Raw genomic sequence first — 24,337 nt, forward strand, 5'->3', positions numbered from 1 at the left:
CGCACATTCTTTTTAGTTCATGGATAAGATAAGCATATAATATGCAAACGGGTGAACCGTTTTGGGAGCTGAAGGCATGCCAACATATTTTCAACACCGGATTTTACGCCGGCTGCTGCTTGGGCTTACATTGATTGTCTTTTTGATTGCGGCGGTATTATTTCTATATAACTGGATGTTTGCGGTCGGTACGCTGATTCTTGCAGTACCATTATTGTGGTTCGCTTTTGTCTTTGAAAAGCGCTTTTTTAACGATACTGAAGAGTACATCTCCACCCTTTCCTACCGTGTGAAGAGGGTCGGGGAAGAAGCGCTGATGGAAATGCCGGTCGGGATCCTGCTGTACAATGATGATTTCTATGTAGAGTGGGCAAATCCGTATTTAACGGCTTTCATTGAAGACGGCACAATGATCGGCCGTTCTTTATATGATGTAGCGGACGTACTAGTACCGGTGATTAAAAAAGAAGGCAGCATTGAAGAGACCGTCTCATGGCAGGGACGGATTTTCCGTATCATTCACAAACAGGATGAAAAGCTGCTGTACTTCTTTGATGTCACAGAGCAGTCGGAAGTCGAGGAGCAATTTGAAGCAGACCGGACTGTTCTCTCTGTGATCTTCCTCGATAACTATGATGAATTAACGCAAGCGATGGATGACTCTGCCCGCAGCAATATCAACAGTTCTGTTACGACGCTGCTCAACCAGTGGGCAACAGAGCACGATATTTATGTGAAAAGGGTATCGTCTGACCGTTTTTTAGCTGTAATGAATGAACGCATCCTGCGGGAACTTGAGCAGGAGAAATTTACAATCCTGGACTCGATCCGTGAGATGACTTCTAAGCAGAATGTGCCGCTTACGCTGAGTATTGGAATCGGTTCAGGCGCTGAAACGCTGCCTGACCTCGGGCGACAGGCACAGTCAAGCCTTGACCTTGCGCTTGGCCGCGGAGGCGACCAGGTCGTGATTAATCAGGCGAACGGGAAAGTGAAATTTTACGGCGGGAAAACCAATCCGATGGAAAAACGGACGCGTGTACGTGCACGGGTGATCTCTCATGCACTGCGTGAGCTGATTGTCAGCAGTGATAAAGTCATTGTGATGGGACATAAGCGTCCGGATATGGATGCAGTCGGAGCGGCAATCGGTGTCAGGAAAATTGCACAGATGAACCAGCGTGAAGGTTTTGTAGCACTTAATTTCACTGAAATTGACAGCGGTGTAAACCGATTGATTGATGAAATTAAAACAAAGCCGGATTTATTCTCTCATATCATTGCACCTGAAGAAGCGCTGGATATGGTGACAGAAGATACGCTGCTGGTCATTGTAGATACGCATAAGCCAAGTCTTGTGATTGAAGAAAAGCTTCTGAATAAAGCGGAAAAAGTGGTTGTCATTGACCATCACCGCCGCGGAGAAGAATTTATTGAGAACCCGCTTCTTGTCTATATGGAGCCTTATGCATCTTCAACAGCTGAGCTTGTGACAGAACTGCTTGACTACCAGCCGAAAACAGAGAAAATCACAATGCTTGAAGCGACTGCGCTACTTGCTGGTATAATAGTGGACACGAAAAGTTTTACCATGCGTACGGGATCCCGGACGTTTGATGCTGCATCATACCTCAGAACGCTCGGTGCTGATACAGTACTCGTTCAGCAGTTCTTAAGAGAAGACGTCACGACTTATGTAGAGCGGGCGCGCCTTGTTGAAACCGTCACCTTTTATAAGCACGGCGTGGCGATTGCATTTGGAGAGGATGACAGGGTGCATGATTCGGTCATTATTGCGCAGGCAGCTGATACGCTGCTGCAAATGGAAGATGTGGCTGCTTCGTTTGTCGTTGCCTTCCGTGATGAAGGTGTCGTTGGCATCAGTGCACGGTCGCTTGGTACGGTCAACGTTCAGCTGATTATGGAAAGAATGAATGGCGGAGGCCACCTGACCAATGCAGCTACCCAGCTTCGTGACGTTACGATTGAAGAAGCGATAGAACAGCTGAAACAGGCAATCAACGAACACATCGAAGGAGGAACTGAAGAATCATGAAAGTAATTTTCCTACAGGACGTTAAAGGTAAAGGTAAAAAAGGCGAAGTGAAAAACGTAGCAGACGGTTATGCACACAACTATCTGCTGAAAAACAACCTGGCTGCTGAAGCAAATGCAGGTAATGTCAGCCAGCTGAATGCACAAAAGAAAAAGCAGCAACAAGAAGCACAGCAGGAGCTTGAAGAGGCGAAGCAGCTAAAAGCAAAACTTGAAGAGCTGACAGTTGAACTGACAGCAAAATCAGGTGAAGACGGCCGTCTTTTCGGCTCAGTTACTTCAAAGCAGATTGCAGAAGAACTGAAGAAAACGCACGGCATTAAAGTCGACAAGCGTAAAATCGAACTGAGCGATGCAATCCGTTCACTTGGCTACACAAATGTACCGGTGAAAGTCCATAACGAAGTAACAGCCACTGTAAAAGTTCACGTAACAGAGGCATAATTTAGGGTCTACTGAAACCAGACGGATCCGTGCTATACTACATGTATAACTTGGATCAAATAAAGACAGATAAAAGTGCCGGGACTGTGCGAATTTCCTGATGGAAGCGCAGTGCCGGCATTTTATACAGCAATTCAGGAGGGATCCGACGTGAATGAACAGTATGCGGACCGAATGCCGCCGCAAAATATAGAAGCCGAGCAGGCCGTGCTTGGTGCTATCTTTTTAGAACCCCAGTCACTGATATCTGCGCAGGAAGTCCTCATGCCGGAAGATTTTTACCGCAGTGCCCACCAGCGGATTTTTGACGTTATGATCAGCTTAAGTGATAAAGGAAAAGCGATTGACCTTGTCACCGTTACTGAAGAACTTGCAGCCATGAAAGAGCTTGAAGACGTTGGCGGAATTTCCTATTTAACAGACCTTGCAGGCTTTGTACCGACTGCAGCCAATCTTGAATATTATGCGCATATCGTTGAAGAAAAAGCGCTTTTAAGAAGACTGATCCGTACAGCGACCACCATCGCTCAGGACGGCTATGCACGTGAAGATGAAGTAGAGAACCTTCTGGCTGAAGCCGAGCGTAACATCATGGAAGTAGCGAACCGTAAAAACACAAGTGCCTTCCATTCAATGAAAGATGTACTCGTGCGTACCTACGATAATATCGAAATGCTGAACAGTACGCAGGGTGATATTACAGGGATCGCAACAGGATTTAATGAGCTTGACCGTATGACAGCGGGTTTCCAGCGAAATGATCTGATCATCGTTGCTGCCCGTCCATCGGTTGGTAAGACGGCATTCGCCCTGAATATTGCACAGAACGTTGCGACAAAAACAGGTGAAAACGTTGCGATCTTCAGTCTTGAGATGGGTGCTGAGCAGCTTGTGATGCGTATGCTTTGTGCTGAAGGGAACATTAACGCACAAAACCTGCGTACAGGAGCGCTGACAGACGAGGACTGGCGCAAGCTGACCATGGCGATGGGAAGCCTGTCAAACGCCGGTATCTACATTGATGATACGCCAGGTGTGCGTGTGCAGGATATCCGCGCAAAGTGCCGCCGTCTGAAGCAGGAACACGGACTCGGCATGATTTTAATTGACTACATGCAGCTGATCCACGGTACCGGAAAGCCAGGCGAGAACCGTCAGCAGGAAGTATCTGAAATTTCCCGTTCACTAAAAGGACTTGCCCGTGAGCTTGAAGTACCTGTGATCGCACTGTCTCAGCTGTCACGTGGTGTTGAATCGCGTCAGGATAAGCGTCCGATGATGTCTGACTTACGTGAATCAGGAAGTATTGAGCAGGATGCCGATATCGTTGCCTTCCTTTACCGTGATGACTATTATGATAAAGAAAGTGAAAACCAGAATACGATTGAAATTATCATCGCCAAACAGCGTAACGGCCCGGTTGGTACGGTGTCCTTAGCCTTTATCAAAGAATACAATAAATTCGTTAACCTCGAGCGGCGACTCGATGATCCGAATATGCCGCCTGGTGCGTAAAGCCTCCTTTATGGGGGCTTTTTTATGTCTGGTTTTTGGCGGCGAGTGCTGCATTGTTGCTGCTGACTGTCGTATTGTGCCGGACGAGTGCGCGATACACCCGGGTTGAGTGTCGTATGCCGCCCGGTGAGTGTCATGATAGCGCTATCCCGTCATTCGACCGTCATATCTGCTCAAAACGCATTGCGCCCGCCCCTCTTCATGCCTTTAACAAACCAAGTGCCTGTTTCTTAAGTGCATGCAGGGCCGCCAGCGGCAGATGTAGCATTTATGTCCAGAGTTGCAGCAATCTTCGCTGAATCTGTAGCGATACACCCGGCGACTTGTATCAATCCTGGCACAGCCTGTATCAATTACGCCGCAAACATGTTACATCCATACCCGTCAGCATTTCACTTGTCGAAATAAACGAATATAAATTCCTATTTAACCATAAATGTTCGTCTTTTTATTGACTGACTTCCGTATGACTGGTAAACTGTTCTTGTTTGATAAAAAGGGTGTAACAGCCTGACGGAGGTGCGTTCCATGTCTTCAGTAGTTGTAGTAGGAACTCAATGGGGAGATGAAGGTAAGGGAAAGATCACTGACTTTCTCTCAGAACATGCAGAAGTAATTGCACGCTATCAGGGCGGTAATAATGCAGGTCATACAATTAAATTCGATGGTGAAACATATAAGCTGCATCTTATTCCATCAGGGATCTTTTATAAAGATAAAATCTCTGTGATCGGTAATGGAATGGTTGTAGATCCAAAAGCGCTTGTGAAGGAGTTGAAGTATCTTCATGACCGCGGTGTCAGCACAGAAAATCTTCGTATCAGTAACCGTGCGCACGTGATTCTTCCTTATCACTTAAAGCTTGATGAAGTGGAAGAAGATCGTAAGGGTGAAAATAAAATCGGTACGACGAAAAAGGGAATTGGTCCTGCTTACATGGATAAAGCAGCGCGTGCCGGTATCCGTATCGCTGACCTCTTAGATAAAGAGTCATTTAAAGAAAAGCTTGAACATAACCTTGCTGAAAAGAATCGTATGCTTGAGCGCTTCTATGAAGTGGAAGGCTTTACGATGGAAGATATTTTCGAAGAATACTATGAATACGGGCAGCAGATCGCGAAATATGTATGCGATACATCTGTTGTACTGAATGATGCACTTGATGAAGCGCGCCGCGTGCTTTTCGAAGGTGCGCAGGGCGTTATGCTTGATATCGATCAGGGTACATACCCATTTGTTACGTCTTCAAATCCGGTAGCGGGTGGCGTTACAATCGGTTCAGGTGTTGGACCGACAAAGATTGGTCACGTTGTAGGTGTATCTAAGGCTTACACAACACGTGTCGGTGATGGTCCGTTCCCAACTGAACTGCATGATGAAATCGGCAGCCAGATCCGTGAAGTTGGCCGTGAATACGGTACAACAACTGGACGCGCGCGCCGCGTTGGCTGGTTCGACAGCGTTGTTGTACGTCACGCACGCCGTGTAAGTGGACTGACAGACCTTTCACTGAACTCAATTGATGTATTAACAGGCATCAAAACACTGAAAATCTGTACAGCTTACCGTCTTGGCGATGAGATCATTACTGAATACCCGGCCAACCTTCGCACACTTGCGAAATGTGAGCCAATCTATGAAGAGCTTCCAGGCTGGGACGAAGACATCACAGGCGTCCGCTCACTTGATGAGCTTCCTGAAAATGCGCGTCACTACCTTGAGCGCGTATCACAGCTCACAGGTATCCCGCTATCAATCTTCTCAGTAGGACCTGACCGTACGCAGACGAACGTTGTGAAGAGTGTGTGGAGAGTCGAGAAGTAAGAAAAGCGAAAGGCGCTCGATCAGCTCCGACAGGCATAAGACGCGCAGCGAAAAAAGGGTGAACTTTCCCTTGTTCGATGGGTGGCTTATGACCCGAGTAGCTAGCGCCTGAAGCTGGACAGTAAGAAAAGCGAAAGGCGCTCGATCAGCTCCGAGGTCGTATAATATATAAAAGGGTATCTGCCGTGTGCAGATACCTTTTTTCGATCATTTTGTGGCGTCCCAATTCTCAATGGCCTGCTGCACGTTGGAAAACGTCTGAATATCTTTAAAATGAATGCCATTTAAAACGATATGCTGTGCAAGCTCAGGACGCAGCCCGCTCACATTCACTTCAATCCCCAGCAGCTTTAAGACATTGGTGATATCAAATACATGGCCGGCTACCTCGTTGTCGATGGTGACAATACCTGAAAAATCGATAATGACGCAGTCCAGATCCATCTCACTGATTGAAGGGATAGTCCTTGTCATCAAGTGTTCTGCCCGCGCTGAATCAATCGTGCCGACTAACGGAAGCACGACAACACCCGGCTGTATTGGCACAATCGGCGCAGAGAGCTCCAGAATTTCTTTCCGGCTCTTTTCATTGATCCGGTTTTTATATTTCTCAAACAGCAGAATCGATTCCCGCATATTGATATCAAGAATATAGTTTAACCGGTTTAAGATAAATAGTGTCTCTTTTGTTGAAAGTTCTTTTTGAACACAGATTGATCCGATTAAATCACTGAAATACATTCTTGTATCTGGATAAGGGCGAATTAAAGAAGATAATTTGTCCATCATAGATACATGTTCTTCAATGTTCTCACGGCTCCACTTCAGAAATTTTTCTTCCACTGATTCTTCTTCTTCCACAATTAGCGTGTCAGAGAAAAATCTAAAGAAACGACCGTTATTTCTTCTTGATTCTTCAATCATAGACTGTGGAATCTCCACTTCAACTTTTCCGAGGCTATAAATGAGTAGTTTTTCTCCAAGCTCTTCTCCATTGTCTTTCAGGTATGAAGCGAAATCCTGAATCGAACCCATTTCAATCCCTCAATTCTGTGATGTATGTGCGTTTTATGTTTGAAAATCTTTGGCTGGTAAGCGCCTTATGCTTGTCGGACCTAACCGCCTGCTTTCGCTTTTGATTAGTGAATCGCTTTCTTTTTAAATCTACCCCCGCGTACTTCGGCAATGCTGCCGACTGCGAGAAATGCGTTCGGGTCTATATCTTCTACTATACCCTTCAGTTTAGCCTCTTCAAGCCTTGTGATGACGCAAAAAACAACTTTTTTCTGATGCAGCGTAAACCCGCCTTGCCCATTCAGGTAAGTCACACCGCGTCCGAGACGGTCAATAATCGCGTCACCAATCTCGATATAATTGTCGCTGATAATCCACGCAGCTTTCGACTCGTCCATTCCCTGAATGACGATATCAATCGTTTTAAATGCGATAAAATAAGCAATCAGTGAATACATTGCGCGATCCCAGCCGAATACAAATCCTGCGACAGTAAAAATAAACAGGTTAAAAAACATAATCATTTCCCCGACGGAAAAAGGGAGGTTTTTATTGAATAAGATCGCAAGAATTTCTGTGCCATCAAGTGAACCACCATACCGGATGACAACACCAACGCCTGCACCGAGTACAATGCCGCCAAAAACCGTTGCAAGCAGCAGGTCATCAGTGAAAACTTCTACACTGTGAAGGAGGTAAGTGGAGATTGATAATACAGAAATACCGAGCAGTGTGGAAAGCGCGAAAGTCTTCCCGATCTGCTTATAGCCTATAAAGAAAAAAGGAATGTTAAGGATAAAAATAAAAAGTCCGAGTTTCCATCCGGTTAAATAAGAAAGAATAATCGAGATCCCGACAATTCCTCCATCCAGTACCTGATTAGGCACCAGAAACAGCTCCAGCCCAACCGCCATCATAATTGCCCCAAGAATAATAAAGAACACGCGTTTACTGATCATTTTCAAAGAAAGTTTCTTATGCTGACTCCTTTTCTTAGCGGAAACAGGAGGCAGTTCATGCTTTTTTCGTTTAGCCGGCAATACGCATCCCTCCCGGTGGTATAGTTGTTTACATTATACACGAGGCATAAGCGAATAGTACCCTATTATTTCATCAAAGCAGTGATGACACTATTAAAAAAACCCGCAAGTTGCGGGTCACTCTACTGTTTCATATAAAACATTCAGACGCTTGAATGTTGTCTCATCACAGATTACATATAAGTTATCATCTTTCTTCAAAGGCTTCTTAATCGCCTCTTTAAAATCCATATCCTCATTGACTGCGATGAGCACGGCGCCATCATCAAGCAGTTTCTGTGATGCATCACGATATGTTTTCCATGTGTCTTTCGCTTTAAGCACATAAATGTTATTCCCGAAACGCTTACTGAGCAGCTGCCTGAAAATCGTTGTAGTACCCGGCTGCAGTGTCGCTTTTGCCATCAGCAGGGACACAGAGTCATCTGAAAGGATAAAATCATCCACGCGGATATGATTAAACTTTGAAATATGACGCTCCTCGCAGATCTCAACGATTGTCTGGATATCAATCTCATGTGCCATTGAAAGCGCTTCGACTGCCGATGCAATGAGCAGGCTTTTCCCATCTCTTAAGATCGCATCTTCAATGGCAGGGTCTGAAAAAATGGCGACTCTTTTTGCTTCAGTGATGTTCGCTTTATGTAAAATTCTTTCTTCAGACGGATCTCCGCTGATAAAATGAACTTTATCATTGGACATCGGCGTTTCATCCGTATCTTCAATCAGAACAATTTCAGCACCGTGATTATGATACAGCACTTCTTTAATTGCCTGTTCCGTCTTTTTCGACCAGCCAATATATACGTAGTGACCACTTTTCTTATACACCAGCTTCCCCTCCTTTTTTAAACGCTGATATGTACTCGCTGCTTCAACTATCTTTCCGATTAACACCCCAATCAGACCAATTCCAAAGATAAACAGAAAGATTCCAACCAGTCTCCCTGCTATGGTTACAGGAAAAAAGTCTCCATATCCAACTGTCGTTAACGTTGTCATCGTCCACCAAAAGCTGTCGAACAGTGTCGGGAACGTTTCAGGCTCTATCCAATAGACTGAGAATGTTCCAAACAGAATAATAAATACTGAAAGAATTGAAATGACGCGGAAGTCCATTTCAGAAAGCTGTTTCCAGAGTCTAATAAATATATGCAACATGTATCCCTCCCTTTTATGTAAATACGCGTTTCTTTATACAGAAGTTTCATATACAGATTTTAACGTTCTTTCAGCCACTCGTATACTGCCTGACAAATCAAAATAACCCGATATGAAAAAAACCTTAAAAACTTTCAAAAAAAGATTGTCAGCTTTTAAAAAGTTATGGTATAGTTAGATTCGTTGCTAAGGCAGCGCCAAACATTGGCCCGTTGGTCAAGTGGTTAAGACACCGCCCTTTCACGGCGGTAACACGGGTTCGAATCCCGTACGGGTCACCACTTAATTTTCAATACATATATCCTTTTGGTCCCGTGGTGTAGCGGTTAACATGCCTGCCTGTCACGCAGGAGATCGCCGGTTCGATCCCGGTCGGGACCGCCATTTAGGCTTTGTAGCTCAGTTGGTAGAGCAATGGACTGAAAATCCATGTGTCGGCGGTTCGATTCCGTCCAAAGCCATAAGATACGCTGCAATCGCGGCGTATTTTTTTATTGTCTAAACTTCTACTTATAACCTCTTTTCAATCCCTCTAAACATATCAATTAGATAACAAACAAATTACAGTCAAAAAAATTTCACTTTTCAGGTCCTTCTATTACTGTCTGAATCAACACTTTGGGAATCATTGGATTAAATCTGGTTTTATCTCATTTTTTACAGTTAGGCAACAAGCCTTGTATGAAGTCTCCTATATGGTACATTTGGATGGCGCAATTTTTAAACAGGCGCTAATTCAGCTGTATTTGTTGGAGGAAAAACGATGAAAAACAACGATCAAAAACGTTCATTTATATATTCAGGTAAAAGTCTTAAGATATTCGCTGCCGGTGTGATGCTGTCAACAGCACTATGGGGATTCGACACTGAAGCTTCAGCTGAATCACGTGGACTCACTGTCGTTCACCATGTGTATGCAGGTGAGGCGTATGTAGGTGTTGTCACAGACCCCGATGATTTAACCGCCTGGGCAGAGAAAAAAGAAGAAGAGCTTGAAGAGGAAGCTTCAGGTGATGTGAAGCATAACCTGACATTGATCCCTGAGCATGTATTTAACCCGCAGACAGAAGATCAGAAGCTTCTGGAGCAGGCAAAAGAAGCAGCACAGTTTGTAACAGATGCATATGAGCTGAAGCTTGGCGATCATTCAGTTGCTTATGTAGACAATGAAGAAGCAGCCAAAGAAACGATCAGACAGCTTCAGTTAACAGCTGTATCAGAAGAAGAGCTGGATCGCTTTGAAAAGGAAGACTTAAGCAAAGAGCTGGAATCCGGAGATAGCCGTATCATTGATATTCAGCTAAAAGGCATGGGTGAGCAGGAGGAAGCACAGGTTGATCCCGGAAAGATTTCTGAACCGGAAGAAGCAGTTGAGCAGCTGTTGGCCGGTACAACCGTAACTGTTGATCATGAAGTAGCTGAAGGCGAAACAAAAGAAGATATCTTAGAGCGCTACGGGATGAGTGAAGAAACGTTTGATGAACTGAACCCGAAAGCTGGAGAACTCTCTGAAGGCATGATGGTAAAAGCCGAAGAAAAAGTATCCGGTGTACAGGTTCAGGTGAAAAAAGAATCACGAGTAAAAGAAACAATCGACTTTAAAGAAGAAGTAAAAGAATCAGATGAGATCCTGAAAGGTGAAATACGTGTAGAGCAGGAAGGCCAAAAAGGCGAGAAGGCCTACACATTAAAGCAGACTGAAGTAAACGGCAAGCAGACCGCTATGTCGACTGAAAATGAACAAGTCACGAAAGATGCAAAAAGTCATATTGTGCTTGAAGGCACAAAAGAAATTCCATCTAAAGGAACAGGCTCACTTCAATGGCCGGCTGATGGTGGATATATCTCAAGTCATCAGGGACCGAGATGGGGAGATCATCATAAAGGGATTGATATTGCCAGCCCGGACAGTCTGACACTCAGCACCGCCGATAATGGTGTGGTTGTCTCTGCCGGATTTGAAGGGGATTATGGAAACAAAGTCGTCATTGACCATAACAACGGCATGCGTACGATCTATGCCCATCTGAGTGAAATCCACGTCCAGCCTGGCCAGACAGTCGCTAAAGGCGAAACAATCGGCTTAATGGGTACAACAGGATTCTCTACAGGCATTCACCTCCATTTTGAAGTATATGTAAATGGAGAGCTGAAAAACCCGATGGATTATCTCAATTACTAAAAGATACACTGCTGTCTGTACCGGTTTTACAAAAGAAACCCGATACCGGCAGCAGTTTTGTGTATTTAAAATGAAATACTTATTTATGAGACAATTTATTAAGTACAGCTGATGATTGAAGCGAAAAGCACCACCTTAAAACGGAAATCATTAGCAGGGCAATTTCCTGGACAAGCTATTTTGTATCTTCATTAGAATACCTAACCTGTGTATGTTTACTATTATGCTTATATTAATGTAAGAGATCAGTCTGAGCTGACCCTTGGAGGGCAGGGCGGAGACTCCTGCAGCATAGAAGCGACAGGTGAGACCCCGCAGAGCGAAGCTCGAGGAGGCTCACCGCGCGGCTGCGGAAAGCGCAGTACTGCCCGGAAAGGGTCAGCGGTTACACAGAGACACCCCGCTATTTCCCGGGAAATCACCTGACAAAATAGGGTAAAGAGTGAATTATTAACGTCAACGTGATACATTTACTATAAGACTATATAACACGCAATGATTACGAGTTAAAAGGAGAATCACATGATGGACAAAAAGATTCTAGTCGTCGACGATGAAAAGCCAATTGCAGATATACTACAATTTAACCTGAAAAAAGAAGGCTACGAAGTTCACTGTGCATATGATGGTGACGAAGCACTTGAAAAAGTGGAAGAAGTAAAGCCTGATTTAATTTTACTTGATATTATGCTTCCGGGAAGAGATGGCATGGAAGTGTGCCGCGAAGTACGAAAAAATTACGAAATGCCGATTATCATGCTGACAGCGAAAGACTCTGAGATTGATAAAGTCCTCGGTCTAGAGCTTGGAGCAGATGATTACGTGACAAAGCCGTTCAGTACGCGTGAGCTTGTCGCGCGTGTAAAAGCGAATATGCGCCGTCACCAGGCATTAAAAGGACAGGTTGAAGAAGAGAACCTGACAAATGAAATTACAGTAGGCGTCCTGACCATTCACCCGGATGCTTACATGGTAACAAAACGCGGTGAGACAATTGAACTGACACACCGTGAATTTGAGCTGCTTCATTACTTATCAAAACATATCGGACAGGTCATGACACGTGAACATCTGCTTCAGACGGTATGGGGCTATGACTACTACGGCGATGTACGTACGGTCGATGTAACGGTTCGCCGTCTGCGTGAGAAGATTGAAGACAATCCGAGTCACCCATTATGGATCGTGACGCGCCGCGGCGTCGGTTACTACCTGAGAAATCCGGATCAGGATTAGAAATAAATGCGGAAGGTTAATTTCTTTCAATCTATCCATTTAAAGTTTGTGTTGATATACGTACTCTTGATCGCACTAGCCATGCAGATTATTGGCGTTTATTTCGTGCGTGAGCTGGAGGAAAAACTTCTCGAAAACTTCAAATCGTCGATTGAGGAACGTATGAGCCCGCTTGAATACAGCATTACGCAAGAAATTGATGCTGATCTGTCGGGTGAGCGTTCAGATGATGAACCTTCATTGCAAGAGTCCATCCAAGTATTACTGGGTGGACTTAATTCTGAAGATATCGAGGAAGTACGGATTATCGACGCAAGAAACCGGGTGCTTGGCACATCAGATGATAATAATGAGACGGTTGTCGGGCAGCGGATGAATAATGAGCTGCTGCAGCGGATGTTTATCGAAGGAGGACCCCCTCCGAATAACTTGAATGAAACCTATGTGGACCGTGAAAGCGGAGACAGGATGTGGGTGCTTGCGATTCCGCTTGTCTCAGGAAGTGATGTAATCGGAGCGATCCACATTGAATCAAGAATTGAAAATGTGTACTCCCAGATGGATGAGATTAATGGGATCCTCGCCGGTGGGACTGCGATTTCACTTGTCATTACAGCGATTCTAGGTGTTCTGCTTGCACAAACGATCACCAGACCAATTGCAGATATGAGAAGTCATGCAGTCGATATGGCAAAAGGAAACTTCTCAAGGAAAGTTAAAGTATACGGCCATGATGAAATCGGTCAGCTGGCTATTACCTTTAACAACTTAACAAAAAGACTGCAGGAAGCCCGTGTAACCACTGAGGCGGAAAAGCGGAAGCTCTCAAGTGTACTCAGCTATATGACAGACGGCGTAATCGCGACTGACCGGAGAGGACGGGTCATTTTAATTAACGATCCGGCAGCTGGTATGCTGAATGTTTCACGTGAAACAGTGCTTTCAATGTCACTGCCTGAACTGCTTGGCATTGAGGATGAGTACTCTTTTGAAGATCTTTCAAGTCAGAGTGATTCACTGATTTTAAACTTTGGTACGCAGGCGAAGCCATATATTCTGCGTGCCAATTTCTCTGCGATTCAAAAAGAAACGGGCTTTGTCAGCGGACTGATCGCTGTTTTGCATGATATTACAGAGCAGGAGAAAATTGATGCGGAACGCCGTGAGTTTGTTGCGAACGTGTCCCATGAACTCCGGACACCGCTTACGACAATGCGCAGCTACCTTGAAGCGTTGGCTGAAGGGGCATGGAAGGATGAAAACATTGCGCCGCAGTTTCTGAATACAACGCAAACAGAAACTGAACGAATGATTCGTCTTGTGAATGATCTGCTTCAGCTTTCTAAAATGGATAGCCGTGATTACCGTCTAAATAAAGAGTGGGTCAATTTCATTGCATTTTACCAGCGTATCATTGATCGCTTTGATATGGGGCGTTCCCAGGACGTGTCATTTAAAGTGAAGCTGCCAAAAGATCCTGTATATGTTGAAATTGATACAGATAAAATGACGCAGGTACTTGATAATATTATTTCAAATGCGCTTAAGTATTCACCTGAAGGCGGACAGATCGGATTTAAGGTGGAGTTGAAAGAACGTGAGAAAGAAATAGTTGTCAGCGTGTCAGACCAGGGAGTCGGCATTCCGCGTGAAAATCTGAAAAATATTTTTGAACGTTTTTACCGTGTGGATAAAGCCAGAACAAGACAGCTTGGCGGTACAGGACTTGGACTTGCGATCGCAAAAGAGATGATTACTGCCCACGGCGGTCAGGTCTGGGCTTCAAGTGTGGAAGGAAGAGGGACAACCATTTATTTCACACTGCCATATGATCCGGAAAGTGAGGATGAATGGGCATGATGAAAAGAATGGAGTTATTAAAATCAATTTTACTGTCGCTGCTGGTGGTGTTAAGTCTGCTGCTTACCTGGAACGTCTGGTCTTATCAGCCGGCGAGTGAGCCTTATGATGAATCTCAAACCACAGTTGAAAATGTGTCAATTGCTGAAGAACGCACGACTGCTGACCTGATTCAGCCATCACGTTTTCTCGTACATGGTGAGGTAGCAGTGAGCGGGACCACTGATGAAAATAATATTGCCACACTGACATCACTAATGCAGGAATGGAATGTTTATAACATCCAGCAGAATTTTTCATTTGATGAAGCGGAATTTAAGGACATTGTACACGGTTCGAACCGTATTGAATTAATGTATCCTGCAGACGTTCCGTTCACCGCTTACCGTGACATTATTACGTTTGAGAACAGCAGCCTGCCGGAGGATGCATTTGACCGCGTTGTTATTGATCTGTCCGGGCAGGAGGATGCACCGTTTACAATTTATTTTGTCCATTACGATAACCGTGTAGTGTATGAAGGCAGGGTAGACGCGACTTACCTTGAAAATCTGAATAATGTGGTGGTATCGAATGCTGCTTCGACCTTTACTCCTTATTTTGCCCATGAAGCAGGTGATCGCATCATTCATCTTCCTGTCGAACGCAGGGAGTATATCAAATACCTTTATAAAATGAGTACGATCGATATCAACCTATTCAGACGGGCGCTATTCCAGGATCCTGATGCTGTCACGTTGAATCAGTTCGGTGCTGCACGTGATCAGTATTTTGATCAGTCATCGAATCTGATGGAGGTTGACCGGAACCATCATACGCTCAGCTATGTGAACCCATCAGCAGAAATGTCAACTGTCGGCCGGTCAGGAGAGCTTTTTCAAAAGAGCAGACGCTTTGTTAATGAGCACGAGGGATGGGTGGATGATTATCATCTTTATGAACTCGATGCCATGAATCAGCAGGTGGATTACAAAATGCACGTGCAGGGGCTGCCTGTATTTAACGATAACGGGGCTGCAGATATATACCAGGAGTGGGGAGAAACAAGAATCCATCAATATGTCCGCTCGTTCCTGTCCATACAGGTAGAGTTTCCGAATGAAGATGATACGGTATCTCTCGGATCGGGTTATGATGCGATTGAAGCCATCGAAAGTATAGAAGATTACGATCCGGAGAAATTGCAGGACGTGACAGTAGGCTACTATATGACAAAAAACTCAAATGACAATACCTATACGCTTGATCCCGTCTGGTACTACAAATATAATGACAGCTGGGCAAGAGTACCGGTTATAGGAGGAGGGGATCCGGTTGGATTGGAGTAAAACGAAAACCATTTTTATCGTTGTCTTTCTGATCCTGGATATATTCCTCTTTATCCTGTTTATTCAAAAGTACGAAGATAGTCAGCTTGAAACCATTGGCGATCTTTCAACAACGGAGCGGCTCGCTGATGAGAATGTCACATTAGGAGAGCTGCCGGATGTTGAGGACAGCCGACCTTATCTGAACGCTGAATATTATCGTTTTATCAACTCAGACTTGCAGGAGCTTGAAGGGCAGACAGCAGCCATCCGGGACGGTCAGATACTTGAGTCTGTACTCGATGAGCCAATTGCGCTTGAAGATCCTGAAAATCCTGAAGAATTGAATGAGCTGTTAGAGGAATTTGTGATCAATGGAGACCAGTACACATTCTGGGATTACGATGAGGAAGATAATCAGCTGATCTATTTTCAGACGTATCAAGATTTAACGCTTTATTATAATCTGAATGCTCAAATTGCCGTTCAACTGAATGAAGAGAATGAAGCGATCGCTTATGAACAGACGTACCTGACTTCATTAGAGGAATTCACAGAAGAACAGCAGCTTAGAGAACCAAGAGCTGTACTTGAAACCTTTTATGATCGTAACCTGATTCAGCCAAACTCAACGGCAGTCGACCTTCAACTTGGTTATTATCCGTTATTTGTACAGCAGTCAACCGGTGATTCAGATGAAGGAATCACGCAGGTTCTGACGCCTACATGGAAAATGACGATTGAAAGTGAAGACGGAAGCCGTACAGACCTTTTCATGAATGCTGTAGACGGCAGTATTTATGACATGTCGCAGGTGAATCTGGATTTCAAACAGCTTGAGGAAGACGACGAAACTGCGGAGTGAAGCAATATGACAATGCATATGAGTGTACTGGCAAGCGGCAGTACAGGCAATGCGATTTTTATCGAAAATGACAACCATTCCTTTTTAGTGGATGCGGGCCTGAGCGGCAAGCAGATGGAAGGGTTATTCAGCCAGATTGACCGTTCAGTTAAAGACCTGAGCGGCATTCTGGTTACACACGAGCACAGCGATCATATCAAAGGGCTTGGCATCCTTGCCCGCCGCTATAACCTGCCTGTGTATGCAAACGAGAAAACGTGGCATGCCATGGAACCGCTCATTGGAAATGTGAACAGCGATCAGAAGTTTATCTTTCCAATGGAAACGGTCCAGACATTCGGCGGCCTGGATATCGAATCATTCGGCGTCTCACATGACGCGGCAGAGCCAATGTTTTATGTGTTTCATGAAAACGGGAAGAAAATCGTCGTGATGACAGACACAGGCTACGTCAGTGACCGGATGAAAGGCATCATTAAAGGCGCTGATGCATACGTGTTTGAAAGCAATCATGACGTAGGCATGCTGCGAATGGGACGCTATCCATGGAGCATCAAACGCCGGATCCTCAGCGATGTCGGCCACGTCTCTAATGAAGATGCTGCCATTGCCATGAGTGAAGTAGTCGCAGATAACACGAAGCGAATCTATCTATCTCACTTATCAAAGGATAATAATATGAAAGACCTGGCGAGAATGAGCGTCACACAGACGCTTGAAGGCTGCGGATTAAAGGTTGGAGAGACATTTGACCTTTACGATACAGACGCAAAAACGCCGACGGATCTGTATAAGATTGTGTGAGCACTGCCTATAGGGTGGTGCTTTTTTGGTTTGGGAGGGGGCGTTCGTGGAAAATGTGGTGATGTTCGTGGAAAAGCGGGCGGTGTTCATAGAATCGCGGGGCATGTTCGGAGAAAACCAGCCGTGGTTCTTAGAAAAAACACGATGGTTCGCAGAAAAGTGTAATTTGAACTAGTCCGCAGCACTACCCACTTTTCAACACCTTTGTGACATCAGGCAAATTCCCGCCCTTTTTCGTACAAATCAAGTAGACTGATAGAAGGAGAAAATAGGAGGAGGGGTATGAAATCGAATGGTATAATATTCGCGCGCTCATTATTTCATCTACACAAATCGCGCTGCTGATCTCATTTGCTGTTGCCTGGTTCCGCATCTGGCAGTCAGATAAAATTTTAGCATCAAAGGTCTCAAACCTGTTTTATACATTCGTACTCGTCTGGAAGTTCTCAAGTATCCTCTTCTATTTTGAGTATATTATAAAAGCGCCCATGTCCATTCTGTATTACAATGGCGGCGAATTAGGATTATTGCTTGCTGTCGCAGCGGTCCTGCTGCAGCTATTTTTTTACAGCCGTAAAATGCCTGATATCAATGCTTACTGGCTCCCGGCCTGGCTCATTGTTTTAACTGTGACTGAAGCGTCAAAGCTGGTACTGACTGCTGCGTCCATGATCGACGCTGTACTGGCCGGCGTATTTTTCATACTACTCATTTTTATCTGGCCGAAAAACAGCCGCCTTTTAAAAGAAGCACCATGGCTTACAATGCTGATGATACTCGCACTTCAATGGCTCACATTCTCGCTAAATGGCGATTTCATTACAACCGGACTCATCTATAACTGGGTGATCAGCGCAGCCGTCTGGTTTTTCACAACAAGGAGGACGCAACCATGATTCCACGAATACTAGCCCTTGGATTAGTCGGCGTGTTAGTCGCCGTACTAATTGTTAATGTCATGAACGATCAAAAAGAACGCCAGGAACTGCAGGCGCTTCAGGAAGAATATGCGGTGGCCCCTGCTGATAATGAAAGTGCAGCCCCTGTTGAATCAAGCGGGGCTGTAAAAGAAGGCAACACTGTTCCGAGCGTGGAGGTCTCCACATTGGATGGTGAAGTCGTCAACCTGGCAGACTACCGCGGACAAAAAGTCATCCTGAACTTCTGGGCAACCTGGTGTCCGCCTTGTATCGCAGAAATGCCGCATATGCAGGACTACTACGATAATGAAGCCCGCGATCAGAACGTTGAAATTCTCGCTGTGAACCTGACCAGTAAGGATAACGGAATGGATAAAATTGAGTCATTTGTTGATGATTACGGCCTGACATTCCCGGTTTTACTTGATGAATCAGGTGTACTGGGCGATGAATTTCAGGCGTTTACCATCCCAACCACATATCTGATTGATGAAGAAGGCGTGATTCAGCGCAAGCTGATGGGCCCGATGGATCGGGATATGATGGTTGATATGATGGGGGAATTGTAAGAGTGAAGTGGAAAACCGCCTGTGGGGGCGGTTTTTATTTTTGCGGTGGCGTTGTGGTTCGCGGGTATTAGGGTGATGTTCGACGGTAAACACCTGAAGTTCGACGTTAAACGTGCTGTGTTCGACGCAAAACAAGTGTCGTTCGCCACTTATCAGGCAATCTTCGACGTTTAGTGTAATTTGACCTAGTCGAAAAACGCAAAAAAACTGCCAGCTGGGGCTGGCAGTGAGACTATTTTTCTAATGGTGTCCAGCTCCAGCAGGCAGGTCATCGGGTCTGAACAAGGCGCTTCCGCTTTTCTATGTGTCCAGCTACAGGCGCTAACTCCTCGGGACATAAGCCACGGAGCGAAAAAGGGGAGTGCACCCTTTTCACGCTCCGCGTCTTATGCCTGTCGGAGCTGAGCAAGCGCCTTCCACTTTTCTTGCTTAAAATATACTAAAATCCCACTCCTCCGAGATCTGCCGCAGCAGCATGGTTCCTGCTGCACTGTTCCCGTTTACATCAATAGCCGGGCTGAATACGGCAATACCGCAGCCTTTTCTGAATGCTTTTTCAGGTGAGTGCCATTTTGGCGGAACGGATGCTAAGATGCCGCCTGAGACGCCGCTTTTTGCCGGGATACCGACATGTGCGGCGAATTTTCCTGATGAGTTGTACATGCCACATGTGACCATCAGCACCTTTGCGATGCGGGCCACGTCATGGCTGAAGATCTGTCTTTCTTCAATTGGATCATAGCCGTCATGCGCAATTACAAGTCCGATTTTTGCTAAATCCTCAAGGCTGATGCAGATGGCACAAAGGCGGATATAGATATCAAGTGCCTCCTCCACATCAAGATCAAGCAGATTGGATTCTTTTAGATAATAGGCAAGCGCGCGATTCCGGTGAGCGGTTTTCCATTCGGAATCATACACTTCCTGATCAAGCTTGAGCTGATGGCCGATCATCCCTTCGACAAATAGCAGAAAACGCTCATATTTTTCCTTAACTGTGTCACCAGGCAGCATAGAGGCAACCGTAATGGCGCCTGCATTGATCAGCGGATTGAACGGCTTACCCGGCCTATGGATTTCAAACGGAATAATCGAATTGAATGATTCACCAGTTGGCTCAACATCCACTTTATCCAGTACAAAGTCCAGTCCTTTAAAATGACAGAGTGCAACAAAGCTGATGATCTTTGAAATACTCTGCAGCGTAAATGTCACGTCACATTCACCAGCTTTATACGTATCACCGTCAATATCCATAATACAGATGCCCAGCTGTTCACGGTCCTGATTCGCGAGCGCCGGTATGTATTGTGCTGGCTCCCCGAGCATTGTATGTGAGCGGTTATCTTCAACCCATTGCTTCAGCTTTTCATACACTTCTTCACTTCTCATCTCACAGCCTCCTATCGTACATTCAGTATTAGTCTTTTCCCCTTACATTTAAAATTTAACCGTCTAAAAAAATGCACCTTAAGCACATTTAGTACAATTTTTTTAAAACATTAAGCATTTTTTCATCTGATTTTCATCTTCGCGCTCTATACTGTAAATCATAGAAGAGATCACACACGAAAGGATGAATGATGAATGGGTTATTACGATGATCATACAAATTTAGAACGATCCAATAAAAAAAGCGGAAACAAGGCAGGATATTTCTTCTCAAGTCTTGTGGGTGTCATTGTCGGTGCTTTAATCGTTGCGCTGGCATTCCCAATGTTTGATGGGGGAAGCAGTTCAACAGTAAGCAACTCAGATACAGCAGAACAGGCTACACAATCACAGCCAATATCCTATGACGTATCTTCAGACGTCACAGCCGCTGTTGAAAAAGCCGGAGATGCAGTAGTTGGTGTCACAAACCTTCAGGCCAGAGGCGGTATGTTTGGTCAGGAAGGTGAAGCTCAGGAAGCTGGAACAGGGTCCGGTGTCATTTATAAAGAAGAAGGCGACAGCGCATTTATCGTGACAAACTATCACGTGATTGAAGGCAGTGATCAGGTAGAAGTGACACTTGCTGATGGAACGAAGGAAGAAGCAACCGTTCTTGGCGGCGACCAGTGGACAGACCTTGCTGTACTTCAGATCAGCGGTGAAAATGTAGACACAGTCGCTGAATTCGGAGACTCACAGGCACTAAAGCCTGGTGAGCCTGTTATTGCAATCGGTAACCCGCTTGGTCTTCAGTTCTCAGGATCTGTTACAACAGGTGTTGTCTCAGGCGTTGAACGTACCATTCCAGTAGATATCAACCAGGATGGTCAGGTTGACTGGCAGGCAGAAGTCATTCAGACAGACGCAGCGATCAACCCTGGTAACTCAGGTGGTGCTCTTGTTAACAGTCAGGGACAGCTAATCGGTATTAACTCAATGAAAATCGCGCAGTCTTCAGTAGAAGGGATCGGTCTTGCGATTCCAATTGATATGGCTCAGCCGATTATTGAAGATCTTGAAACAAAAGGTGAAGTCGACCGCCCGACAATGGGCATCACACTATTCGACCTTGCTAACGTACCGGCAGTCTATCAGCAGGAACAGCTGAATCTTCCTGAAGAAGTTAAAACAGGCGTAGTCATTGAACGCGTCGTACCAAACTCTGCGGCAGCTAACGCAGGACTGGAAGATATGGATGTCATCGTTGAAATGGACGGTGAAAAAATTAACAACAGCATGGAACTCCGCCAGCATCTTTATACTGAAAAGAGCGTAGGCGATGACATGCAGGTAAAAGTGTACCGAAACGGTGAAATGGTTGAAGTGACAATGACTCTGACAGATGACTCACAGTTATAAAACATTGAGGGGCTGAACGGCTCCTCAATCTTAAAATCAAAAATAATCTCCTCCAATGGGAGTTCACATAGATGTCAAGTCCACACAAACTACAGAAAAAACTCTATTTCTTAAGCCTATTTTCAGCAGGAGCCCTCCACGCTCCTGCTATTTTTTTGCGTTAAAACCATTCATGATACAATCAATCTAAAAGGCGGTGACACATTTGCGCATATTTTGCTGTAAAGAACATGTCGAATTAGCTCTCGATGTGCTGATCGACGAAACAGAGGAAGTCCCTCTTTTAAAGACAGTGGATAACCAACAAGAGTTGTCCACAAAGTGTGAATACTGCGATGAACCAGCCATATATCTTGTGGAGAACAAATGATCTCATACGAAATGTGGATAGTTATTGTGGATATGTGTATAACTTTTGGGGATAACCTGTTTATAACGGTCGAATAACCTATAAAGTGCAACAGACGCAAAACGACAAAAATCTATCCACAGTGGACAAATAGAAAGGTGGAAGACGCTCGTTCAGCTCTGACGGGCATAAGCCAGTGAGCGGAAAACGGGTGATCTTCCCGTTTGCCGATACCAGGCTTATGACCCGAAAAGCTAGCGTCTGGAGCTGGATCCAGAGAAAAGTGTAAGCAGGCGTTTAGGTCCGACAAGCATAAGACGCAATGAGAGAAATGGGTGACCTTCCCCATTTTCTCATTGTGGCTTATGACTCGAGGACCTGCCTGCTGGAGCTGGATCCAGAGAAAAGCGTAGATCAATAAAACGAAAAAATGATGGAAATCATCTAAAAGGTCATAGATAAAAATAGATAGGTGATAGATAAACCACCCGCCCAACGCCTACCCGCTCGCACACAAAAAAGCCATCTCCGCCCACGGAAATGGCTTTTTTATCTCGAGCTTTTAGAAATCTCAAGGTCTTCATTCCATATATAAAAATCATTTTTTCCGTTGCGTTTGATCTTGTACATTGCCTGATCTGCTTTGTGAATGAGCGTTTCAAGCTTTGTTCCATGATGCGGATAACAGCTAATACCAAGACTGAATTTGACCTCAAGCGGCGTGTTTTGTGACCAGTAGGGATTTTTCTCAAACTGCTTCATTAATCGAAAAATTAACTGCTTCAACTCATCTTCACCTTCACATTGTAAATAGGCAAAAAATTCATCCCCGCCTACCCTCGCAGCCAGCCCGTGATCACTCACTGTTTCTTTTAATATTTCACCGACGTGTTTTAGATATTCATCCCCCGTCTGATGACCAAAAGTATCATTGATTGATTTAAAGTCATCAAGGTCCAAAATCAGCATCGCCGTAGTCTGATAGCCTTTTAGAACTGTTGCAGCTTCTTCGTAAAAGGCGCGACGATTCGGAAGCTTGGTAAGTGTATCGTGATAAGCAAGGAAACGTATGGTTTCTTCTGCTTCTTTATAAAGCTGAATGTCCCTTAAAATACATAGCATATAAAGGTTGTGTTCTACAAACACGAAATCTCCATCGATTAGAACATATTTTTTTTCACCTTTTTCAGTCTCTATCCTCGATTCATATTGACTGATTCGCTCCCCGCGGTCAAACATATACTGAAACCTTTGCAGGGCTCCTTCTTTTCTGTCATCCGAAAGGTAATCAGTGAACTGTTTTCCTTTTATACTGCTTTCACCTAATAGTTCCAGCGCAGCCGGGTTTGCACTTTCAATGATACCCCCACGGTCAATCAGTAAAATAGGAGATGGATTAATTTCATGCAAGGTAGAGAAACGTTTGTGATAAGAAGTAAGAAAATCAAACTTTTTCATCCCATAAGCTAGTGCACCAATCCAGATAATGCCGCCATAAATATATGGATAAGGTGGTAATATACCTCTAAACTCAAAAATTCCGAAGACGGTATTCCAGACCTGCACTAAAATAGCGACAACGATCAACAGGCTGATAATTTTCTGCTGCTGTGGTGCAACAGCTTTTTTACTAAGCTGATGGAGCATCCAGATAATAAAAAAAGAAAGGGCCAATCCAGTCGACATCGTTATCAGATAGGATAAATTGAACTCAGGATAGATAAACAAACCTTCGCGCTCAAATACTGTACTGTTTGTAAAATTAGTTTGAAAGATTAGTGTCAGTGGAACAGGAAGTGCAGGTATATAGAGCACCCATGGATATAAAAAAGAAGGTATTTTTTCATTTACACCAGTGATTTTAATAATGAAATGAATGGATAAACACAAAATCAATAACCCTGCATTTCCAAATACATAAGTGATCAGAAATGGGCTGAAAGCGATGTCAACCTGCTGACGAATGAATTCAGTCGCAAATAGAATTCCGTAACAAGCGATATAAGCACTTAATAAAAGGTTTTCGGTCCGCCTGAAATTACGTGACAGCACATCTGCTGCCATATAAAACATCATACCGGCTGGGAGTAAATATAACGCCATGTAAATCAGCAATTCTCTCATCACATCACACCCTTTGTGTGAAATAGGTCTAAGTTCCTCTTTGATAATATAAGTATCTCATAATCCTTCGAATTCAGCACGTAAAAGTTGTTTGAAACTTTAAAATTTTAGGGGTGGGAAGAGTGGTTCCGGAAATGATAGCAGCTGTTCCGGAGATTACATAGGTGGTTCCTAAAATAAAGCGTGTAGTTCCCGACATTCTCACGGTGGTTCATAACATTTCACACCCTGTTCCGGAAATCGGATACAATGACTCCACCAAAAAGCTGCCCGAA

Annotated in this window: 19 protein-coding genes and 3 tRNA genes; 17 read left to right on the top strand and 5 right to left on the bottom strand. The window is 44.6% G+C overall.

Translation table 11 applies throughout. The features are described from left to right. Positions 1-76 precede the first annotated feature (76 nt). The 4 genes from ACH6CZ_RS06155 to ACH6CZ_RS06170 all read left to right on the top strand — a co-directional run bounded on the left by ACH6CZ_RS06155 (position 77) and on the right by ACH6CZ_RS06170 (position 5,838). Positions 77-2,056, top strand: coding sequence for a DHH family phosphoesterase (locus tag ACH6CZ_RS06155; protein WP_374096557.1), 1,980 nt, complete (start codon positions 77-79; stop codon positions 2,054-2,056). Continuing rightward, the gene (rplI, locus tag ACH6CZ_RS06160) at positions 2,053-2,499 is read left to right on the top strand and encodes a 50S ribosomal protein L9 (RefSeq protein WP_374096558.1); all 447 of its coding nucleotides are present in this window, start codon (positions 2,053-2,055) and stop codon (positions 2,497-2,499) included. The genes ACH6CZ_RS06155 and rplI overlap by 4 nt, the downstream gene beginning before the upstream one ends. A gap of 150 nt (positions 2,500-2,649) precedes the next feature. After that, on the top strand, positions 2,650-4,014 hold the full coding sequence (gene dnaB / locus ACH6CZ_RS06165) for a replicative DNA helicase (protein WP_041123978.1): 1,365 nt from the start codon (positions 2,650-2,652) through the stop codon (positions 4,012-4,014). A 528-nt stretch (positions 4,015-4,542) separates the two neighbouring features. Then, positions 4,543-5,838: an adenylosuccinate synthase gene (locus ACH6CZ_RS06170; RefSeq protein WP_374096559.1), complete on the top strand. Its 1,296-nt coding sequence runs from the start codon at positions 4,543-4,545 to the stop codon at positions 5,836-5,838. A gap of 207 nt (positions 5,839-6,045) precedes the next feature. Here the strand turns inward: ACH6CZ_RS06170 and ACH6CZ_RS06175 are convergent, their stop codons facing one another. The 3 genes from ACH6CZ_RS06175 to ACH6CZ_RS06185 form a co-directional block, all read right to left on the bottom strand. Further along, entirely contained in the window at positions 6,046-6,873 is an 828-nt protein-coding gene (locus ACH6CZ_RS06175) for an STAS domain-containing protein (RefSeq protein ID WP_374096560.1), read from the bottom strand. A gap of 104 nt (positions 6,874-6,977) precedes the next feature. After that, on the bottom strand, positions 6,978-7,811 hold the full coding sequence (locus ACH6CZ_RS06180; protein ID WP_374097434.1) for a YitT family protein: 834 nt from the start codon (positions 7,809-7,811) through the stop codon (positions 6,978-6,980). Between the two features lie 198 nt (positions 7,812-8,009). After that, positions 8,010-9,053: a potassium channel family protein gene (locus ACH6CZ_RS06185; protein WP_374096561.1), complete on the bottom strand. Its 1,044-nt coding sequence runs from the start codon at positions 9,051-9,053 to the stop codon at positions 8,010-8,012. A gap of 206 nt (positions 9,054-9,259) precedes the next feature. Here ACH6CZ_RS06185 and ACH6CZ_RS06190 point away from each other — a divergent pair. The 11 genes from ACH6CZ_RS06190 to ACH6CZ_RS06240 all read left to right on the top strand — a co-directional run bounded on the left by ACH6CZ_RS06190 (position 9,260) and on the right by ACH6CZ_RS06240 (position 18,796). Continuing rightward, a tRNA-Glu gene (locus ACH6CZ_RS06190) sits at positions 9,260-9,334 on the top strand. 27 nt (positions 9,335-9,361) lie between these two features. Next, positions 9,362-9,437 (top strand) — tRNA-Asp (locus tag ACH6CZ_RS06195). A gap of 4 nt (positions 9,438-9,441) precedes the next feature. Continuing rightward, positions 9,442-9,514: transfer RNA gene (locus ACH6CZ_RS06200), tRNA-Phe, on the top strand. A gap of 302 nt (positions 9,515-9,816) precedes the next feature. Further along, complete coding sequence (locus tag ACH6CZ_RS06205; RefSeq protein WP_374096562.1) at positions 9,817-11,235, top strand: peptidoglycan DD-metalloendopeptidase family protein; 1,419 nt, start codon at positions 9,817-9,819, stop codon at positions 11,233-11,235. A 525-nt stretch (positions 11,236-11,760) separates the two neighbouring features. Further along, entirely contained in the window at positions 11,761-12,471 is a 711-nt protein-coding gene (gene yycF, locus ACH6CZ_RS06210) for a response regulator YycF (protein WP_374096563.1), read from the top strand. Between the two features lie 6 nt (positions 12,472-12,477). After that, positions 12,478-14,331: a cell wall metabolism sensor histidine kinase WalK gene (walK, locus tag ACH6CZ_RS06215; protein ID WP_374096564.1), complete on the top strand. Its 1,854-nt coding sequence runs from the start codon at positions 12,478-12,480 to the stop codon at positions 14,329-14,331. Beyond that, on the top strand, positions 14,328-15,659 hold the full coding sequence (locus ACH6CZ_RS06220; protein ID WP_374096565.1) for a YycH family regulatory protein: 1,332 nt from the start codon (positions 14,328-14,330) through the stop codon (positions 15,657-15,659). The genes walK and ACH6CZ_RS06220 overlap by 4 nt, the downstream gene beginning before the upstream one ends. After that, positions 15,646-16,503, top strand: a complete 858-nt coding sequence (locus ACH6CZ_RS06225) for a two-component system regulatory protein YycI (protein ID WP_374096566.1) — start codon at positions 15,646-15,648, stop codon at positions 16,501-16,503. Before ACH6CZ_RS06220 ends, ACH6CZ_RS06225 begins: the two co-directional genes overlap by 14 nt. Positions 16,504-16,509: 6 nt before the next feature. Continuing rightward, positions 16,510-17,307: an MBL fold metallo-hydrolase gene (locus ACH6CZ_RS06230; RefSeq protein WP_374096567.1), complete on the top strand. Its 798-nt coding sequence runs from the start codon at positions 16,510-16,512 to the stop codon at positions 17,305-17,307. Between the two features lie 488 nt (positions 17,308-17,795). Further along, on the top strand, positions 17,796-18,203 hold the full coding sequence (locus tag ACH6CZ_RS06235) for a hypothetical protein (RefSeq protein WP_374096568.1): 408 nt from the start codon (positions 17,796-17,798) through the stop codon (positions 18,201-18,203). Continuing rightward, on the top strand, positions 18,200-18,796 hold the full coding sequence (locus ACH6CZ_RS06240; RefSeq protein WP_374096569.1) for a peroxiredoxin family protein: 597 nt from the start codon (positions 18,200-18,202) through the stop codon (positions 18,794-18,796). Before ACH6CZ_RS06235 ends, ACH6CZ_RS06240 begins: the two co-directional genes overlap by 4 nt. Positions 18,797-19,225: 429 nt before the next feature. Here the strand turns inward: ACH6CZ_RS06240 and ACH6CZ_RS06245 are convergent, their stop codons facing one another. Beyond that, on the bottom strand, positions 19,226-20,188 hold the full coding sequence (locus tag ACH6CZ_RS06245; protein WP_374096570.1) for a glutaminase: 963 nt from the start codon (positions 20,186-20,188) through the stop codon (positions 19,226-19,228). 195 nt (positions 20,189-20,383) lie between these two features. Here ACH6CZ_RS06245 and ACH6CZ_RS06250 point away from each other — a divergent pair, with 195 nt between their 5' ends. Continuing rightward, positions 20,384-21,589, top strand: a complete 1,206-nt coding sequence (locus tag ACH6CZ_RS06250) for a S1C family serine protease (RefSeq protein WP_374096571.1) — start codon at positions 20,384-20,386, stop codon at positions 21,587-21,589. 196 nt (positions 21,590-21,785) lie between these two features. Beyond that, positions 21,786-21,959, top strand: a complete 174-nt coding sequence (locus tag ACH6CZ_RS06255) for a CxxH/CxxC protein (RefSeq protein WP_374096572.1) — start codon at positions 21,786-21,788, stop codon at positions 21,957-21,959. Between the two features lie 528 nt (positions 21,960-22,487). Here ACH6CZ_RS06255 and ACH6CZ_RS06260 read toward each other — a convergent pair. After that, positions 22,488-24,062: a sensor domain-containing diguanylate cyclase gene (locus tag ACH6CZ_RS06260; RefSeq protein ID WP_374096573.1), complete on the bottom strand. Its 1,575-nt coding sequence runs from the start codon at positions 24,060-24,062 to the stop codon at positions 22,488-22,490. Positions 24,063-24,337 lie beyond the last annotated feature (275 nt).

This window comes from Jeotgalibacillus sp. JSM ZJ347 (assembly GCF_044383825.1).
GTDB lineage: Bacteria > Bacillota > Bacilli > Bacillales > Jeotgalibacillaceae > Jeotgalibacillus.